Source organism: Reinekea sp. G2M2-21, from assembly GCF_015687175.1.
Taxonomy (GTDB): Bacteria; Pseudomonadota; Gammaproteobacteria; order Pseudomonadales; family Natronospirillaceae; genus Reinekea.
This window is the reverse complement of sequence record NZ_JADPQG010000001.1, coordinates 1,325,479-1,342,258: the sequence shown is the minus strand read 5'-3', so window position 1 is coordinate 1,342,258 and position 16,780 is coordinate 1,325,479. Positions and strand designations below refer to the sequence as shown.

Annotated in this window: 17 protein-coding genes; 7 read left to right on the top strand and 10 right to left on the bottom strand. The window is 47.3% G+C overall.

Annotated features, from left to right (window positions below; all coding sequences use genetic code 11):
- Positions 1 to 82: 82 nt before the first annotated feature.
- On the bottom strand, positions 83 to 814 hold the full coding sequence (locus IYN85_RS06190) for an arginyltransferase (protein ID WP_196157947.1): 732 nt from the start codon (positions 812 to 814) through the stop codon (positions 83 to 85).
- An 18-nt stretch (positions 815 to 832) separates the two neighbouring features.
- Entirely contained in the window at positions 833 to 1,546 is a 714-nt protein-coding gene (gene aat / locus IYN85_RS06185; protein ID WP_196157946.1) for a leucyl/phenylalanyl-tRNA--protein transferase, read from the bottom strand.
- 219 nt (positions 1,547 to 1,765) lie between these two features.
- On the opposite strand from aat, the gene IYN85_RS06180 reads away from it, so the two are divergent.
- From IYN85_RS06180 to cysG, 6 genes are read left to right on the top strand one after another with little or no spacing between them, the layout of a single operon-like run.
- Positions 1,766 to 4,087 (top strand): DNA translocase FtsK, encoded by a 2,322-nt coding sequence (locus IYN85_RS06180; protein ID WP_196157945.1) that lies wholly within the window; start codon positions 1,766 to 1,768, stop codon positions 4,085 to 4,087.
- A gap of 13 nt (positions 4,088 to 4,100) precedes the next feature.
- Entirely contained in the window at positions 4,101 to 4,721 is a 621-nt protein-coding gene (gene lolA / locus IYN85_RS06175; protein WP_196157944.1) for an outer membrane lipoprotein chaperone LolA, read from the top strand.
- A 2-nt stretch (positions 4,722 to 4,723) separates the two neighbouring features.
- Positions 4,724 to 6,034 carry a replication-associated recombination protein A gene (locus tag IYN85_RS06170; protein WP_196157943.1) on the top strand — a complete coding sequence of 437 codons (1,311 nt, stop codon included), beginning with the start codon at positions 4,724 to 4,726 and terminating at the stop codon, positions 6,032 to 6,034.
- Positions 6,035 to 6,037: 3 nt separating this feature from the next.
- On the top strand, positions 6,038 to 6,436 hold the full coding sequence (crcB, locus tag IYN85_RS06165) for a fluoride efflux transporter CrcB (protein ID WP_230390493.1): 399 nt from the start codon (positions 6,038 to 6,040) through the stop codon (positions 6,434 to 6,436).
- Between the two features lie 19 nt (positions 6,437 to 6,455).
- Positions 6,456 to 7,745 (top strand): serine--tRNA ligase, encoded by a 1,290-nt coding sequence (serS, locus tag IYN85_RS06160; protein WP_196157941.1) that lies wholly within the window; start codon positions 6,456 to 6,458, stop codon positions 7,743 to 7,745.
- A gap of 57 nt (positions 7,746 to 7,802) precedes the next feature.
- The gene (gene cysG, locus IYN85_RS06155; protein ID WP_196157940.1) at positions 7,803 to 9,173 is read left to right on the top strand and encodes a siroheme synthase CysG; all 1,371 of its coding nucleotides are present in this window, start codon (positions 7,803 to 7,805) and stop codon (positions 9,171 to 9,173) included.
- Here the strand turns inward: cysG and IYN85_RS06150 are convergent.
- The 6 genes from IYN85_RS06150 to IYN85_RS06125 all read right to left on the bottom strand — a co-directional run bounded on the left by IYN85_RS06150 (position 9,163) and on the right by IYN85_RS06125 (position 12,206).
- Positions 9,163 to 10,131, bottom strand: a complete 969-nt coding sequence (locus tag IYN85_RS06150; protein ID WP_196157939.1) for a glycosyl transferase family protein — start codon at positions 10,129 to 10,131, stop codon at positions 9,163 to 9,165. The genes cysG and IYN85_RS06150 overlap by 11 nt on opposite strands.
- Positions 10,128 to 10,439, bottom strand: coding sequence for a TusE/DsrC/DsvC family sulfur relay protein (locus IYN85_RS06145; RefSeq protein ID WP_196157938.1), 312 nt, complete (start codon positions 10,437 to 10,439; stop codon positions 10,128 to 10,130). The genes IYN85_RS06150 and IYN85_RS06145 overlap by 4 nt, the downstream gene beginning before the upstream one ends.
- 2 nt (positions 10,440 to 10,441) lie before the next feature.
- The gene (locus IYN85_RS06140) at positions 10,442 to 10,702 is read right to left on the bottom strand and encodes a hypothetical protein (protein ID WP_196157937.1); all 261 of its coding nucleotides are present in this window, start codon (positions 10,700 to 10,702) and stop codon (positions 10,442 to 10,444) included.
- Between the two features lie 2 nt (positions 10,703 to 10,704).
- The gene (locus IYN85_RS06135) at positions 10,705 to 11,052 is read right to left on the bottom strand and encodes a DsrE family protein (RefSeq protein ID WP_196157936.1); all 348 of its coding nucleotides are present in this window, start codon (positions 11,050 to 11,052) and stop codon (positions 10,705 to 10,707) included.
- A gap of 5 nt (positions 11,053 to 11,057) precedes the next feature.
- Positions 11,058 to 11,444: a sulfurtransferase complex subunit TusD gene (gene tusD, locus IYN85_RS06130; RefSeq protein ID WP_196157935.1), complete on the bottom strand. Its 387-nt coding sequence runs from the start codon at positions 11,442 to 11,444 to the stop codon at positions 11,058 to 11,060.
- 96 nt (positions 11,445 to 11,540) lie between these two features.
- Positions 11,541 to 12,206: a Bax inhibitor-1/YccA family protein gene (locus IYN85_RS06125; protein ID WP_196157934.1), complete on the bottom strand. Its 666-nt coding sequence runs from the start codon at positions 12,204 to 12,206 to the stop codon at positions 11,541 to 11,543.
- A 283-nt stretch (positions 12,207 to 12,489) separates the two neighbouring features.
- Here IYN85_RS06125 and IYN85_RS06120 point away from each other — a divergent pair, with 283 nt between their 5' ends.
- Positions 12,490 to 13,125, top strand: coding sequence for a TetR/AcrR family transcriptional regulator (locus IYN85_RS06120; RefSeq protein ID WP_196157933.1), 636 nt, complete (start codon positions 12,490 to 12,492; stop codon positions 13,123 to 13,125).
- 27 nt (positions 13,126 to 13,152) lie between these two features.
- Here IYN85_RS06120 and IYN85_RS06115 read toward each other — a convergent pair whose 3' ends face one another.
- Together IYN85_RS06115 and IYN85_RS06110 are read right to left on the bottom strand one after the other, a co-directional pair.
- Positions 13,153 to 13,908 (bottom strand): enoyl-CoA hydratase-related protein, encoded by a 756-nt coding sequence (locus tag IYN85_RS06115; protein ID WP_196157932.1) that lies wholly within the window; start codon positions 13,906 to 13,908, stop codon positions 13,153 to 13,155.
- Between the two features lie 168 nt (positions 13,909 to 14,076).
- On the bottom strand, positions 14,077 to 16,725 hold the full coding sequence (locus IYN85_RS06110; protein ID WP_196157931.1) for a helicase-related protein: 2,649 nt from the start codon (positions 16,723 to 16,725) through the stop codon (positions 14,077 to 14,079).
- Positions 16,726 to 16,780 lie beyond the last annotated feature (55 nt).

The following is a 16,780-nucleotide window of genomic DNA, read 5'->3' as shown; positions in this document are numbered from 1 at the left end:
AACAATTAGCAAAACTAACTGGTATTTTTTTAAAAAAGTCGGTTTGGAATCAATTAATTAGGGGATTTTCGCTTTGCACCGCTTAGGTATCTCTGCGAATGCACTGCCATTGTCCGTCAATCAACAACTCGGTTGGCTGATAATCAATTTTATACTGCATCTTTTGGCACCCAGGGACCCAGTACCCCAGATATAAAAAGGGCAGTGACCATTTTTTGCACAGCTCAATTTGTGACAAGATAGCGAACACACCTAGAGATCTGGTTTCTAAATTAGGCTCAAAAAAAGTATAAATGGCCGATAGCCCGGAAATGAGGCGGTCGGTTACCGCAACCGCCACCAATTGACCTTGGACGAAGAAGCGTATGTGAAATGAAAACTCTCGATTCACAGCTAGAAAATCTTCATAACCAGCCAGGGTGGCAGGGTACATATCGCCATCGGCATGTCTTTGTTCGATGTAGCGCTCAAAAAGTTGATAATCTTCCAGGCGAACTTTGCTTGGCATTATTTCCATACGAATATCGGAATTAGCCTTGCTAATGCGTTTGAATCGACGTTTATTAATAAATTCATGTACAGGGATTCTGGCAGGAATACAGGCATTACATTGCTGACAGTCCGGTCGGTAGAGATGCTTTCCACTGCGTCTAAAGCCGGACTGGGTCAATTCTTCATAAAGGGGCAATTCAAATCGCAGATCAGGATCCAAAAACAGTGTGCGGGATTGACGCTCAGCAAGATAGCTACAGGCATGATCACTGGTACGGAACAGTTTTATGGTCTGGGTCGACATTCCTTCTGAGTTACTCATGCGGTTCCCTGTAGGCGTTTAACTAAGTACATCATTGAGAATTTCCGTTAATACCGGTCGTTCCACTAAGGATAGCTGTTTTCTCGATACTGGTAGTCGGCTTTCAAAATCGTTTCTCCCAATGAGTTTAGCGCCTAGTGATTCGAGGTAGTGGTTATGCAGTTGGCAATCAATCATGGTCAGTTGATTTTGTCTTGCCCACTCACTCAAGCTGATGAAGGCGTATTTAGATGCATTCGGCCGTAACGAAAACATACTTTCACCGAAGAAAACAGTGCCAATACCCAGGCCATAAAGTCCACCGATCAATTGTTTTTCACACCAAACCTCGACGGAATGTGCCCAGCCTTGTTTGTGCAGTTCAATGTAAGCATTTTTCATATCGACTGTAATCCAGGTACCCTCTGCACGGAGATCCGCGCACAGATCGATAACTGCATTAAAATGCCGGTTAGTGGTTATTTCAATGTTCACTCTGCGATATTCTTTACGCAAACTTCTGGAAACGTGTGCGGTACCGGGCTCTAAAACCATTCTCGGTGCCGGAGACCACCACATGATCGGCTCATGTTCGCTAAACCACGGGAAAATGCCGTGCTGATATGCTTCCAAAAGCCAATCAGTGGTCAACTGACCACCCAGCGCCAACAGGCCGTTGGGCTCATCTAGGGCCCTTGTTGTGCTGGGGAATGTGGGGTTGTCATTGGCATTTAACCAAACCAGGTTATGCATAGATACTCTGCGGTCATTATTGATCGAGTTAGTGTAACCCGCAATTGATCGGACCTAAAACAGCATTTCCGAGAACCAAATAGATTCAAGGAGATGATATTCAGCCCCCAGTCAGCAAGTAAATGGCATAAAAAGTGTTATTAATTCAATAAGTTGGCTGCCCAAATATGGTATCTTAAGCCCACTTTTTTAAAATGACGACTGATGTAAGGTGATTTTTTGGCCGAACGATTTAAAGCGTACCAACAAGATGACCGTTTAGCGGAGATCAAAACACGCTTTTTCCACGATGCTGTCTGGATTTTTTCACTGGCGATCGGGTTATTCCTGTCCTTGGCCTTGCTGACCTACAACGCCAAGGACCCTGGCTGGGCTTATGTCGACTCTCAGGCACAAATATCCAATTTGGCAGGCAGCGCAGGCGCTTGGGTTTCATCGTTCCTGTTTGCCCTGATTGGTATATTTGCCTATTCACTGCCTATCATTGCTTTTTACCGGGCATGGGTTGTCTTTAAGGGCCGGAAAAGTGCAGAACAGTGGAATCCACTGATAACGCTAATTAGAACCATTGGTTGGGTCGTTTTCCTGACAGTCGGCTGTGCATTGGCCACCGTTCACCTTGCCAGTGACCAAGCCGGATCTGCAGGCGGTTATCTCGGCATATCCGTCTCAGAGTGGTTTTTCCCGATTTTCGGCATCATGGGAAGTACGCTGATTCTCATTTTCCTCTGGTTTCTCTCTTTAACATTAGCTGCCCACATCTCCTGGCTTGTAGTTGTAGATCGTATTGGTGAAGCGGTGTTTTCCATCTTTGCTCATTTGACTTCGAAATGGCGCCAATATCGCAAAAAAGCGGACGAGGACGCCGAAGTAAAACGCGTTGTTGAACAACGCAAACAAAACCTTGAAGTCCAATTGGAAAAACAGGCAAAGCGCAAACCCTTACAGATTAAACCGCTGGCTAAAAAAGAAGCCATTGTCAGTGAACGTGTTGTTAAGGAAAAACAGAAATCGTTGTTTGACGATGCAGAAGTGTCTGGCACTTTGCCGGCTATTGACCTGTTAACTCCTTCAACCAACGACGCGGTAGGAGGTTATTCAGCTGAAGCTCTGGAAGCCATGTCGCGATTATTAGAGATCAAACTGAAAGATTTTGGTGTGCAGGCAGAAGTAACCGAAGTCGCCCCGGGTCCAGTGATTACACGTTTTGAAATTCAACCGGCAGCCGGCGTTAAAGTTTCGAAAATTTCAAATCTGGCCAAAGATCTGGCTCGTTCTATGGCGCTCGTCAGTGTTCGTGTCGTAGAGATTATTCCCGGTAAAACCACGGTCGGTATTGAAATTCCGAATGAGCAGCGCGCCATGGTCAGGTTGAGCGATGTCTTAGGGTCCAGCATCTACGATAAGAGTAAGAGCGTTTTAACTATGGGTTTAGGCCATGACATTGGTGGGACGCCTGTCGTTGCTGACCTGGCTAAAATGCCCCACTTGCTGGTTGCGGGAACGACCGGATCCGGTAAGTCCGTCGGCGTAAACTCCATGCTGTGCAGCCTGTTGTTTAAGGCGACACCCGAGGAGGTACGGTTAATCCTCGTCGACCCGAAAATGCTCGAACTATCGGTTTACGAAGGCATACCTCATCTGTTAACACCCGTCATAACCGACATGAAAGAAGCCGCTGGCGGTTTGCGTTGGTGTGTGGCTGAAATGGAGCGTCGCTATAAATTGCTGGCATCTGTGGGTGTGCGGAATATCGGTGGCTTCAACAAAAAAGTCACTGACGCCATTCGCAATGGCGAACCCATTGTTGATCCGCTTTATGACCCGCTTCAGTCGCTTGAGCCTGGTGCACCAGCGCCAACTTTAGAACCGTTACCTTACATTGTCGTTGTGATTGATGAGTTTGCCGACATGATGATGATCGTCGGTAAGAAAGTAGAGGAGTTGATCGCGCGTATTGCACAAAAAGCTCGTGCCGCAGGCATACACCTGATTTTGGCTACACAACGTCCGTCAGTCGATGTCATTACCGGCTTGATTAAAGCCAACATTCCGACCCGAATAGCCTTTCAGGTGTCTTCCAAAATTGATTCCAGAACTATTTTGGATCAGGGCGGAGCAGAACAGTTATTGGGCCATGGTGACATGTTGTACATGCCACCAGGGACCAGTTTACCGGTGCGTGTTCACGGAGCCTTTGTAGACGATGACGAAGTTCACGCTATCGTCGCTGACTGGAAAAAACGTGGTGCGCCCGACTATCTTGAAGAAATCACCAGTGGGGGAGACGCTGATGTCCCAGGCATGGCAGGCTTTGACTCCGACGGTGATGATCCTGAATCCGATGCTTTATTTGATCAAGCGGTTGAGTTTGTCACACAAACACGTAAAGCATCCATCTCTTCTGTGCAGCGTAAATTACGTATTGGTTATAACCGCGCTGCACGGTTGGTTGAAACCATGGAGGCAGCTGGCATCGTCAGTCCACCTGGTCACAATGGCGCGCGAGAAGTCTTAGCTCCGCCACCTCCACCGATGTAACAAGGAACCTACTGTGAATAGAATTTTATTGAGCATTCTGTTGTGTATTGCGACTTCGTTTGCCCTGGCGGATGCACCAGAACGAGAGAGATTAATTGAACTACTGGATAACGCCGATAACCTGACTGCCGACTTTGTGCAAAAAACCTACAAAGAAACATCCGCAAACGTTGATGTAACGTCAGGAACCATGAGCATAAGCAAGCCAATGCGCTTTAACTGGACTGTAAAAAAACCTTATGAACAGCAGGTTATTTCAGACGGCGAAACACTTTGGGTTTTTGACCCAGATTTGGAACAGGCGACTTATCAACCCTTATCTGAAAATGTACAGCAATCTCCGGCTATGATTCTGGTTCAGCCACGTGAAGCTTTAACCGGGCAGTACGACATTATTGAAGTTAAAACTGATGACCTCACCGGCTATAAGCTATACCCGATCAGTGAGGAAACCAATTTTAAAGAACTCATGCTGTTGTTCTCCGACAGACTGATTTCCGAAATCAGAATTTTGGACAGTTTGAATCAGGAAACAATCATTACATTTGCGAATGTTAAAACTGGACAAACCATCAGCAGCGAACAGTTTGAATTTGTGCCGCCACCGGGAACAGATTTGTTTCCACAAATGTGACCATGACGGATTTATTTTCAAAGGGCACCGCCTACCGGCCCCTCGCAGAAATTCTCAGACCCGATGACTTGCGCGGTTACGTTGGGCAATCTCATATTCTGGGAAACGATAAGCCACTGCGTAAGGCTCTGGAGCAAAAAAACATACACTCCATGATATTTTGGGGACCACCAGGTGTTGGTAAAACAACCCTGGCTAAAATCATTTCGCACACAGTTGACGCACGTTTTGAGGAGCTGTCCGCAGTGCAAGCGGGTGTGAAAGATATTAAACTGGCCGCAGAAAAAGCCAAGCAAGCGCAGGCCTATGGCGAAAAGACCATTCTCTTCGTAGACGAGGTTCATCGTTTTAACAAAGCCCAACAAGATGCGTTTTTACCGTACGTCGAAAATGGTACGTTCATCTTTATTGGCGCCACAACAGAAAATCCCAGTTTTGAATTAAACTCGGCATTGTTATCTCGTGCGCGGGTTTACGTCTTAAAGTCGTTTTCTGAGGAAGACTTGAAGGAGCTTTGGCAGCGGGCGAAAGAAAAAGATGCTCGACTTTCTCAGCTACAGCTTAACGATGAAAGCCTGACATTGCTTTCCCAATACGCTGACGGAGACGCCCGCCGATTTCTGAATATGCTGGAAATCGCGTTGGATTATTTTGACGAGAATACTCAGGTTTCCAAACAAGCCATCAGCAAATTACTGCAAGCGCAACCAAGACGTTTCGATAAAGGCGGCGAGAACTTCTACGATCAAATATCAGCCTTCCACAAAAGCGTTCGAGGGTCTTCACCAGATGGTGCGTTGTATTGGCTATGTCGTATGTTGGATGGAGGAATAGACCCTCTGTATCTGGCGCGTCGGATCGTCCGCATTGCGTCTGAGGACATCGGTAATGCTGACCCCCGCGCACTGACCTTAGCTCTGAATGCCTGGGACAGCCAGACCAGACTGGGCTCCCCGGAAGGAGAATTAGCGCTCGCGCAAGCAGCCGTTTACTTGGCAAGTGCGCCGAAATCCAATGCAGTTTACAAAGCGTTTAACGAAATGATGGCCTATGTACAGCACAACAGCAGTGCTGAGGTACCCCTGCATTTGAGAAACGCCCCAACGCAATTGATGAAAAACCTCGATTATGGGGCAGACTATCGCTACGCACACGATGAGCCCAATGCCTATGCAGCCGGTGAACATTATTTACCTGAAGAACTTCGTGAAAGAGCATTTTATCAGCCAGTTGACCGCGGTTTGGAAAGTAAGATTCTGAAAAAGCTCGACTATTTAAAAGCATTAGACCAGCAAGCCAGAGAAAAGGAGTAGATGATGGGCGCACCGTTAACCATTTGGCATTGGCTGATTATAGGTTTAGGAGGTGGGCTAGGGGCCATGGCCCGATTTGCCACCGTGACTTGGATTAACAAATGGCACAGTAGCCACTTTTATTGGGGTACTTTTACCGTGAATGTGGTCGGCAGCTTCATAATGGGCTTGGCATTTGTACTTTTCACCATAAAATACCCTTTAGTACCCGGAAGTTGGCGAAGTTTCGTGACAGTCGGTTTTTTGGGTGCTTTTACAACCTTTTCGACGTTCGCGCTGGAATCCATGCAATTACTGCACGATAGCTACATAACACTGGCATTGGTATATATGGTAGCTTCTGTACTCGTGTGTTTAATCGCCGTCAGCGTTGGATTCGGGTTAGGTAAACTCATTTTTTAATCGTAAGGACTAAATCAAGATGCTGGATATAAAGCAGCTTAGACAAGATATCGACTCCATTGCTCAAAAACTAACCGTTAAGGGGTTCAAATTAAACATTGAGTCCTTTCAGTCATTGGAGTCGAGTCGAAAGTCCTTGCAGGTAGAAACTGAGGAACTGCAGGCGGAACGCAAAAAAGCATCTAAAGCGATTGGCGATTACGTGCGCCAAGGTTTGTCAGCCGAAGAAGCCAAAGCAAAAGTGGCCGAGACGTTGGAAAAAATAGCCCAGACGCTTGGCCAGAAAGAAGAGGAACTGAAAGACATTCAAGCCAAGTTGGATGACTTGCTGTATTCAATTCCGAATCTTCCTGATGCTTCAGTACCCGCTGGCGCGGATGAAAATGATAATGTAGAAGTGACTAAGTGGGGATCACCTGGCCAGTTTGATTTTGCCGTTAAAGATCACGTTGATGTTGGTGCGGCTCTCGATGGTCTGGATTTTGAGACTGCTGCCAAGTTAACCGGCAGTCGTTTCGCTGTCATGCGTGGCAAAGTGGCGAAGCTGCACCGTGCCCTGACACAGTGGATGTTGGATGTACAAACCAACGAGCATGGTTACCTCGAGATGGCCGTCCCGTTCATGGTCAATAAGGATTCTCTGTTTGGCACAGGCCAGTTACCTAAATTTGGCGAAGACCTGTTCAAGTTAGACTTTGATCAAGAGTATTATCTGATTCCAACCGCAGAAGTTCCGCTGACCAATATCGTCCGTGGCAATATCTTAAACGCCAGTGAATTACCGGTAAAAATGGCGGCTCACACACCTTGTTTCCGTTCCGAAGCAGGTTCTTACGGACGCGATGTACGCGGAATGATCCGTCAGCATCAGTTTGAAAAAGTTGAACTGGTTCAGATAGTCGAACCCGAGCGCTCGTTTGAGGCACTGGAAGAACTGACTGGACACGCCGAAGCGATTCTGCAAAAACTTGAGTTACCCTATCGCAAGGTCGTGTTATGTGGTGGCGATATGAGTATCGGGTCGGCTAAAACTTATGATCTGGAAGTTTGGTTGCCGGCGCAAAATACGTATCGGGAAATATCATCCTGTTCAAACATGACGGATTATCAATCTCGTCGTATGCAGGCTCGTTATCGTAATCCGGAGACCAATAAGCCTGAATTGGTGCACACGTTAAATGGGTCCGGGTTAGCCGTCGGTCGGACTTTGGTTGCCGTGCTGGAAAACTATCAAACCGAAACCGGCTTAAAAATTCCAACAGTATTGCAAAGCTACATGGGTGGGGTCGACTTTATACCTTACGTTTAAGATCAGCTTACCCCGCAAAGTGCGGGGTTTTTTATATCTAAATAATGGAGAGTAAAAGTGGACTATTTCCCGCTTTTTCATCAACTCGCTCAGCAGCCAGTACTTGTTATTGGTGGTGGTAAAATCGCTTTGCGCAAGATAACCCTTTTGGAAAAGAGTGGGGCAAGTATCCGGGTGGTGGCAAAGTCTATATTGCCGGAAATACGGAATAAGCAAAGCTGTGTCTGTGAACAAAGAGCATTTGCAGAAAGCGATCTTCACGATGTCGTTTTAGTGGTCGTTGCAACGGACGACAGGGCATTTAATGAGCAGGTTAGCGTGCTGGCGAAAAAACAACGCTTGTTGGTCAATGTGGTCGATTCTCCGGATTTATGCAATGTTATATTTCCATCGATAGTTGATCGGAATCCGTTACTGATCGCCATCACCTCAAGTGGTCGGGCACCGGTTCTGGCAAGAACAGTCAGGGCAAAACTGGAAAGCACTATCCCAGCCAGTTTCGGACACCTGGCACAACTGGCGTCGAAATTCAGGGAGCAAGTCAAACAGACGTTGAGTCAAGCGGATGATCGTTTGCGTTTTTGGGAGAAAACACTTAACGGAGTGACCGCGGAACATGTCTACGCCGGCCGAATGGATGCTGCTGAGACGTCATTGTTAACCGCTCTGAACAATCCGGATTTACGAACCTTAGGTGAAGTTTACCTGGTTGGCGCTGGACCGGGTGATCCAGACTTATTGACGTTTAAAGCATTACGATTGATGCAACAGGCCGATGTGGTGGTGCATGATGCATTAGTGTCTGATGCGATTATGGAACTGGTGCGTCGTGATGCAGACCGCATCTATGTTGGTAAGCGTCGATCAAATCACGCCTTGCCTCAAGAGCAAATCAATCAACTTTTAGTTGATCTGGCGAAGCAGGGCAAGCGTGTCCTTAGATTGAAAGGTGGCGATCCTTTCATCTTTGGTCGCGGTGGTGAAGAAATAGATTTATTGGCGGAGAATGCCATCCCGTTTCAAGTGGTTCCCGGTATTACAGCAGCTTCCGGCTGTGCTTCCTATTCCGGGATACCGCTGACACATCGCGACTACGCGCAGTCCGTTCGGTTTGTGACAGGCCACTTAAAAGACGGTTCGGCAAACTTACCCTGGCAAGATTTGGTGTCTACCGCTCAAACATTGGTTTTCTACATGGGTTTAAACGGGATCAGTACGATTTGCGAACAACTTGTCGCACATGGTCGAGATGCGCAGACCCCGATTGCCTTAATCCAGAAAGGCACAACGCCCGAACAAAAAGTATTTATAGGAACGTTGGAAACCATGCCTGACATAGTCCTGCGCGAAAAACCACAAGCGCCAACCTTAACTATTGTTGGTGAAGTAGTGTCGCTGCACGAAAAACTTAACTGGTTTAACGGTTAGTCCACCAGGACGTCACTGTTTCCTGAGCTTCGGAAAGTGACAGATCCTGGCATTGGGTTAATACTAAGGCTGCGGTTTGAATAACCGCGGCTGTGCCGTATTCATTGTCACTTTGTCCTTCCCACAATTGCACCAATGGCTCCAAAGAAACAGCTTCTGGTCTGATTGAGCGAGTGCTCAGCACGGCGGGGAAATTCTCGTCTAAACCCTTTGTTGGTTGAGTCAACGCTATTTTGCATTCACTGTCGGGACGAACTTCAAACTCGCCACCATCACCTTTCAATACAATATTGTGGCGCTGTTTAAGTAGAAAAGCAGAGTCATGATGCAAGGATAGATAGGCTGGATGAAACATTCCCTGTAAGGTGACTTTTGCGTGCAGTGGATTTAAATGCCGTACGAGTGTGTTCACAGGTGAGCGCAATCCCAGCTCGCTTTTCATATCGATCAGTTCAGATAAAACCGGATGAAAACGGTCCAGACTGATATAACTGAAATGAGCAATTTCCAATTGGGTCAGAGCTTCGGCCAACGACTCAGCCAAAGGTAAATTCAGCGCAGCACAGACTTCACGTGCATATTGCCTTCCCGCCGTATGTTCACCACCACCATGCATTAAAACGCGAATGCCATTTTGCGCCAACAATTTCGCAGCCAACACATACCAGGAAGGTTGTTTCTTTTTACCTGCGTACGCAGGCCAATTGACATCTGAGCGGACTTTGATTGAATCGAAAGACTGTTGTTCGCAGGCTTGTACCATCCCACAGATTTCTTCCGCTGTTTCTTCTTTTACCCGCATGAGCATTAAAAGTGCACCCAGCTGTGGGCCGGTAATGGTTCGGTTTAAAATAGCGGACATCGCGAATTGAGCTTCTGCTTCGGTCAAACTTCTTGAACCTTTTTTTCCACGACCGAGGGCACGGATAATAAGGGGCATTTCCAGTGTTGTATTCATAAGCAATTCTTTGGTTTTGGGAGTCCTGCTAACAGAGCAAGCATACGTGCTGGGCTCTCACCATAGCGTTGCATCAGCCAAATGCTGCTGCCGTAGGGCTCTCCTAACGTATTTTTAATGTGTTTAACCAGCGGGCGCATCGCAGGCGACAAATCGTATTCAAAATAGAACTGCCGCAGTGCTTCAACTATTTGCTCATCCAATGATTCCCATTGCAAACCGTGCGTGTTTGCAATGCTTTGTGCCCAATCAGGTGTCCAGTCTTTAGCGTTGGCTAGAAAACCCAGATTATCGGTTTGAAAAGTCATGGTTACCACGTAATTACTTTGTCGTGCTGACACGTCAGTTCGACCCACTCAGCATCGTTAATTGAGATCCAACCATCATGGCACTGGCCACCCAGTTTCGCGAGATCCGATTGCCGCACATAAGACGCAACCGGAAGTACAGGCGCGGTCAGTGCCATGGGGGCAGTCAACGCATTCACTAAAATAGCGTCTGCCTTAGTGAGGCTGCGGAGTAAAAAAGTTTTTTCCAATTCGGTAAGCGCCTGCGTCAGGGTTATCACCATAATTAAAAAACCTCGACTTGTTTTGCCGCGCGCATCCATTGACCCAGTTGATCAGCCGTGACCGGGTCTGCAATGTCGTTTAACTCGGCATTGCCTACTATATGTGCTCGATGATCAACGCAATAATAGATGTCATCGCACCCATAAATGGGCAGGGCGTTTAACTGCTTCTCCAATGACTTTTGCACGGCCGGATCCTGGTTTTTTATTAACCAGGTTAATCCAGATTCAAAGAAAACGATTCGATGTTCCACGTCAAAAAGGGCGAGACTCATTATTGCCTCGACAATTTCATGGCTGGAACGACCTTGATAAGGTGCCTGTTTTACAATAATCAGATGAAAGCTCATGGTCGTTATCTAAACTCGATCATACGGTCACAATCGTGAAAGCCACTGGCCCATTGACCGAGGCCCGTCACTTGAAATATATCGTCGACCGTTGCGATATCTTTGTCATAACGTTCGGCTTCGGTTTTATTCAGCAGCCCTCTGTTGGCGGACGCTGCGATGCACAGTAATAATTCAACGTGGTTATCCGCAATGGTTTTCCAGGCGTTCAGCACATCGGGTTCATCTGATGCAGGCGCTTGCGAGGTTAAGCCGTGGTAAACGCCATCGAAAAAGAAAAATACCCGCTGAACCGTATGTCCGGCCGCAATCGCTTCCGTAATAAAGTCGCAAGCATCGAATGCTGAATTACCCGACCACGGCGTCCCATAGACATTAATCTGGAACTTCATTTCACCAACCTGTCATTATTTGCTGCATAGTGTAATGCTTTCTTACTTTGCAGGCACAAAAAAAGCCGCTTGTGCGGCTTTTTGGCTGAGCGCGGATCAGTCGTCGCCCGTCAAAACAGCAACCAGATGCAATAAATGAACAAACAGGTTGTAGATGTCCAGGTAGAGACTCACAGTAGCGCGGATATAGTTGGTTTCACCGCCATTAATGATACGGCTAGTATCAAATAAAATTAGCAAAGAGAACACCAATACGGCACCCGCTGAAATGGCAATACTGAGTGCCGGAATTGCGAAAAAGATGTTCGCCAGCGAAGCCATTAAAATAACGATCAAACCGACCATCAGGAAACCGCCTAAAAAGCTGAAGTCCTTACGGGTTGTCAGTGCATAAAAAGACAAACCAAAAGTGACAATGGCGGTGCCAGCAAAGGCCTGAACAATGATAGATGGATTAATTGCCGCATAGTACGCAAGAATAGGTCCTAATCCTGCGCCCATAAAACCTGCAAAAACGAAGGTCCAAACAATGCCGGAGCTTTTATTGTAAGTACGGGGTAAGACAAACCAAACAATAGCGACTGCGCCCAGTGTCATGAGAAGTGAAGCACCCTGGGGCAAGCCAAGTGCCATAGACAGCAAGGCTGTAATTGCGCTGAATACCAACGTCATGGATAGCAACATATAGGTATTTCGAAGTACCTTATTAGTTGCCAGCGCGGACTCTTGGCGAGTTGCGGTTACTTGATCAAATTGGGCCATTGAGCCACCTCCATTCTAATTGTCGTTACTCTTTAATATGAGATTTTTGCATATTTTCAAGAGTGCAGGCACCAGTCTGTTGAAATGCGCGCACGAAAACAAGCGTTAATCGTAACAATTTACGCGAGTCTTAGTCGAATAGCTCACTAAATGGTCGAAATGCTATCAGCATGTGGCGAGTCTGTTCTGAATTCAACCGTATAATCAAAAAAATGCTGCAAGTTGTTGATAAAAACCCTATTCTCTACGTTTAAAACGATCGTTTGAAATGAGAAGTCTGTCTATGAGTCAAGCCGATACCGTCACCCGTATTCTCGATTCGGCCGAGCAGCTGTTTGCGGAGAAGGGGTTTGCTGAAACATCATTGAGGATGATAACGACACGCGCAAAGGTTAATTTGGCCGCGGTCAATTACCATTTCGGATCAAAGAAGGATCTGATACAAGCCATATTTGCACGCTTTTTAACACCCTTCACACAGAAATTGGATAAAGAACTCGATTTAGTGATTGCACAGAAAACAGATCCGAACTTTCAGGATGTTTTGGGTGTTCTGGCAAAAACAATGCTCACCGGTGTTGAAAGCAATGATGCCTACAATAAGTTATCTGTTTTTATGCGATTATTGGGCTTAGCCTACACTCAGGCACAAGGCCACCTGCGGCGATTTCTCAATGAAAACTATGCCCATACCTACAGCCGATTTATTGGTTACTTGAAGCAGGCGCACCCAGGTTTATCAAGCGAAGAGATTTTCTGGCGTATCCACTTCGCTATAGGTGCTGCAGTATTTACTATGTCCAGTATCGAAGTGCTGCGAAATATGGCGTATTCAGACATTGGCAAAAAATCGAGTGTTGAAGAAGTAATGCAACAGTTGATTCCCTTCCTGGCAGCAGCCCTGGAACAAGAGTCCTAGTAAAAACGTCGGCCCTACTGAGCGTGCTCAAACATTGAGCTTGCTCAGATGATGGGATTGAGAAACCCGAATGTCGGTAGAGCAGTCAATCAGCGTATCCACCAGCGATTCATCAAATACTTCGTTGGCCGCCAGCCCAATCATCGCTTTGGTTTGACGGAGCGATAGCGCTCTGCGATTCAGGATTTTCTGAATTTGCATGTCGGCTATCGCGTCTAGCTCATTTTTCGGCACAATTTTACTGACCAACCCAAGCCGAGTCGCGGTATAGGCATCCATGGTTTCAGAGCTGAGCGCATAGTAGCGCGCTGCTCGCTCTCCCAAAGTCTTCACCAAATAGGGGCTCTGTAACGCCGGTACCTGACCATATTGCGTTTCGGTGATTGTGAAACTGCTGCGTTCGCAAGCCAACACGATATCACAGCAACACAGCACACCAACTGCTGCTGCATTCGCTTGACCACGTACAGTCGCTAATATCGGGATCGGAAACTGGTAGAGTGTATGAAAGAGTCTGGCGAGTTGTTCCGCATCTTGCTGGTGCTCAGCACGTCCAGAAGACAATCGCTGTTTTTGCCAATAAGGATCAGGACCTTTACAGAAATTATCTCCTTGAGCTGTCAGCCAGACCAACTTCAGCGATTCATCTTCAGCAAGGTCATCAAACGCGGTAATCAGGGTACAAACCATCTCGTCGTCGTAGGCATTTCCCGACTCCATTCGGTTAAGCTTTACCCTGGCCAACCCGGGGGTAGGGCGGTCAATTAAGATAGTGTCCTTCATATTTCTTCTTATTTTTTGGTGTGTGAAGGTTACGTCTGGAGCCCCATAAAAACAGCACCCAGAGGGACCTAAATAGCGTCAGCAAATAGGTTTGACTATCAAAATAACTCAGTAAAAGGTGATGCGCCAGCACAAATTACGGATTTATGCTGGCGGTTGGCGGAAACTTTAAAGCGTTCCTGGGGGGGCGCACAGAATCAGTCGGACACCACTAGTAACAAATTCACATTGCTCTAGTGCATTAGCTTCCTGCTCGGTTTGCAAAACCAAGGCATCGACATCGTCTTTTGAAACAAGAGGATTGACCGTTTCCAGATAGGTAAGTCGCTCAATGCGGGCATCGTTGGCTTTTGTGAGCGACTCGACTGTCGTCGCCATGGCCTGCGTAAATCTAGCCTGGGCAAGTTTCTGACTGACGTCATAGAGAGGCGATATGCGTTCTTTCGCCTGTCGGATCATCTTCCTGGCCAGTTTAACGGGTAGGGATTTGATCTGCAGTTGAAGCGCGTCCTCTGGGAGCACTGCGTTCAGATCTTTGTCACCACCTTCCAGCACCAGTGTCCTGAATATGGCCTCATTCATGTGAGGTTTAATAGCGTGACCAAAACGTTCCGGAATAGACATGGACCATTGCACTTCTAATAACAGCTGACCAGCGGGTACCTGTTCTGTTTCCAGCAGCGCGATACTGGCCTGCCCAAGTTCTGTGCCATGCAGTATGTCGGCCAAACCCTGAACAAAAGGATGTTCCCAAGACAAAAACAGGCTGTCTTCGCGGCTTGACGCGGTCTCACGATCGAAGGCAACAATTGCTCCGCCTTCTGGAATACCGGGAAGCGTCGGTATGAGCATGTTACTGGAAGGAATCAGCTCATAAATACCGTCTGAAATGGCTTCAAAATGCAGATTAAGCAGATTGGCGGCCATCTCCACCACTTGCAGTGGGTGGTGCTGCTCCAACTCTTCGATTTGATCTTTGATGATTCCCGCTTCTGGTTGTCGGCAAGAGTTGAGCTCCAACAAAATATCGCGGCCTTTCTCCAATTGCTCGGTCACTTGCACCAGTTCTTGGGCAATGTCCTCTTGCAACTGGTCTGTCGGATCGTTAAACCATTGATCAGCATACTTTTCATGGATGGTCCCCGCGGCAGGTTGCATCGCTTCAATGCAGTGCAGAGTATTCTGATACCACTGATATCGCAGTTGGTCGATTGAGTCTTTCAGCAAATAGGCGTGTATCTGGATAGTTTGCGTTTGCCCGATTCGGTCCAAGCGCCCAATTCGCTGTTCCAACATATCCGGGTGCGAGGGGATGTCCCATAAAATAAGGTGATGACAAAATTGAAAATTCCGTCCTTCGCCGCCAATTTCAGAGCACACCAGAATTTGCGCGCCTTCTTCGCTATTCGCGAAATGGGCTGCAGCACGGTCACGTTCAATCAAGTCCAGGTCTTCATGGAACGAGGTTGCCTCGATACCATGCTGATGCCACAGCTGATAGGCAATGTCTTTGGCGTCTTCTTTGGCGTGCGTTATGAGCAATACTTTCTCAGATCGGTTTTGTTTCAGCCACGCGGCTAAGGCGCGCACCCTTTCATCGTTATTTTCAAATTCCGCTTTATCGGCCGTTCTTGCGTGAAAACCGCTTACGCCTTTCCGGGTATTTCGATACACAACCCGTCCGGTACCATGTCGATCCAGTAATGATGACAATACCTGTTGAGCGTCGTTGTTCCAGCGAATCCCAAGTTTTTCCAGTTCTGCTATTTGGTCGTCGCTCACGTCATTTTCATTCAGGGCGCGCGCCAGATCCGTTAATTCGGCAAATGATGCTTCATCCTGCTGATACTGTTCAAAACTGGCAAAACGACCGGCGTCCAATAATTGCAACCGGCCAAAATGCGATTCCAGGCCAAGTTGTTCTGGCGTCGCCGTAAGCAGGAGTAAATGAGCGGTCTGTTGGGCGAAAACACTCCAATGATAATCGTCATCGCTGTTTTCAGTAGGTAAATGGTGAGCTTCATCAACAACCAGCATGTCCCAGTCGTAACTGGCAACTGCCATCATTGTGTCTGAATCACGTATTTGACGATGCGTGACGAGATGGACCTGTCCAATGCCAAAATCATGCTCATCCGTCTGATACATTTCACAATATAAGCTGAAACGGCGGATCAACTCGACCAACCATTGTGCCTGTAATGCTTCTGGAACAGCAATCAATACTCGTTTTGCACGCCCTTGATGCACCAACCGGTTAATTATTAGCCCGGCTTCAATGGTTTTTCCCAATCCCACTTCGTCTGCCAATAATGCACGGACATGGCTGTGCTCGGTTGCTTTTTTAGCCACATACAATTGATGAGGTAACAGAGAAGAGCGGGTTCCCAGCAGTCCATTCAAGTGCTTATTCCAAATCGCCTGAATGCCGCGATTCAAAGTGGAGCGGAAAGAAAACCAATTTGGGTGATCTGTTTGACCGGTTAACAAACGCATAACCGGGTTGTTTCGCTTGACGGTATCAGCCAGTTCCGTTTCCGGGACCATTTGGCCATCGGTGATTTCATAGATGACCAGCCCATTGAGCGGGTGCACTTTAGCGATTTCCATGGAACCACCATCTCGATGCTCCAATGTGTCGCCCACTTCTAGAATCAACCGAGTCAACGGAGCTTCGCGCAGGGCATATTGGCGTTCGGTGTCAGAATCCGGGAAATACAATAGAACAGCCCGGCCATCGACACTCTGGACCATACCCAGGCCAAGTTCAGGTTCACTATCCACCAGCCAACGCTGCCCTTGAACAAACTCCGTCATATGCACCTCTGATTTTGATTAGGGGCGGGTATTCTACGTATTTCGGCTCAGGATG

Excerpts from the sequence above, each read along its gene's own strand:
- IYN85_RS06190 (WP_196157947.1), bottom strand. The coding sequence starts at position 814 with ATGAGTAACTCAGAAGGAATGTCGACCCAGACCATAAAACTGTTCCGT.
- aat (WP_196157946.1), bottom strand. The coding sequence starts at position 1,546 with ATGCATAACCTGGTTTGGTTAAATGCCAATGACAACCCCACATTCCCC.
- IYN85_RS06170 (WP_196157943.1), top strand. The coding sequence starts at position 4,724 with ATGACGGATTTATTTTCAAAGGGCACCGCCTACCGGCCCCTCGCAGAA.
- crcB (WP_230390493.1), top strand. The coding sequence starts at position 6,038 with ATGGGCGCACCGTTAACCATTTGGCATTGGCTGATTATAGGTTTAGGA.
- serS (WP_196157941.1), top strand. The coding sequence starts at position 6,456 with ATGCTGGATATAAAGCAGCTTAGACAAGATATCGACTCCATTGCTCAA.
- IYN85_RS06150 (WP_196157939.1), bottom strand. The coding sequence starts at position 10,131 with ATGAATACAACACTGGAAATGCCCCTTATTATCCGTGCCCTCGGTCGT.
- IYN85_RS06145 (WP_196157938.1), bottom strand. The coding sequence starts at position 10,439 with ATGACTTTTCAAACCGATAATCTGGGTTTTCTAGCCAACGCTAAAGAC.
- IYN85_RS06140 (WP_196157937.1), bottom strand. The coding sequence starts at position 10,702 with ATGGTGATAACCCTGACGCAGGCGCTTACCGAATTGGAAAAAACTTTT.
- IYN85_RS06135 (WP_196157936.1), bottom strand. The coding sequence starts at position 11,052 with ATGAGCTTTCATCTGATTATTGTAAAACAGGCACCTTATCAAGGTCGT.
- tusD (WP_196157935.1), bottom strand. The coding sequence starts at position 11,444 with ATGAAGTTCCAGATTAATGTCTATGGGACGCCGTGGTCGGGTAATTCA.
- IYN85_RS06125 (WP_196157934.1), bottom strand. The coding sequence starts at position 12,206 with ATGGCCCAATTTGATCAAGTAACCGCAACTCGCCAAGAGTCCGCGCTG.
- IYN85_RS06120 (WP_196157933.1), top strand. The coding sequence starts at position 12,490 with ATGAGTCAAGCCGATACCGTCACCCGTATTCTCGATTCGGCCGAGCAG.
- IYN85_RS06115 (WP_196157932.1), bottom strand. The coding sequence starts at position 13,908 with ATGAAGGACACTATCTTAATTGACCGCCCTACCCCCGGGTTGGCCAGG.
- IYN85_RS06110 (WP_196157931.1), bottom strand. The coding sequence starts at position 16,725 with ATGACGGAGTTTGTTCAAGGGCAGCGTTGGCTGGTGGATAGTGAACCT.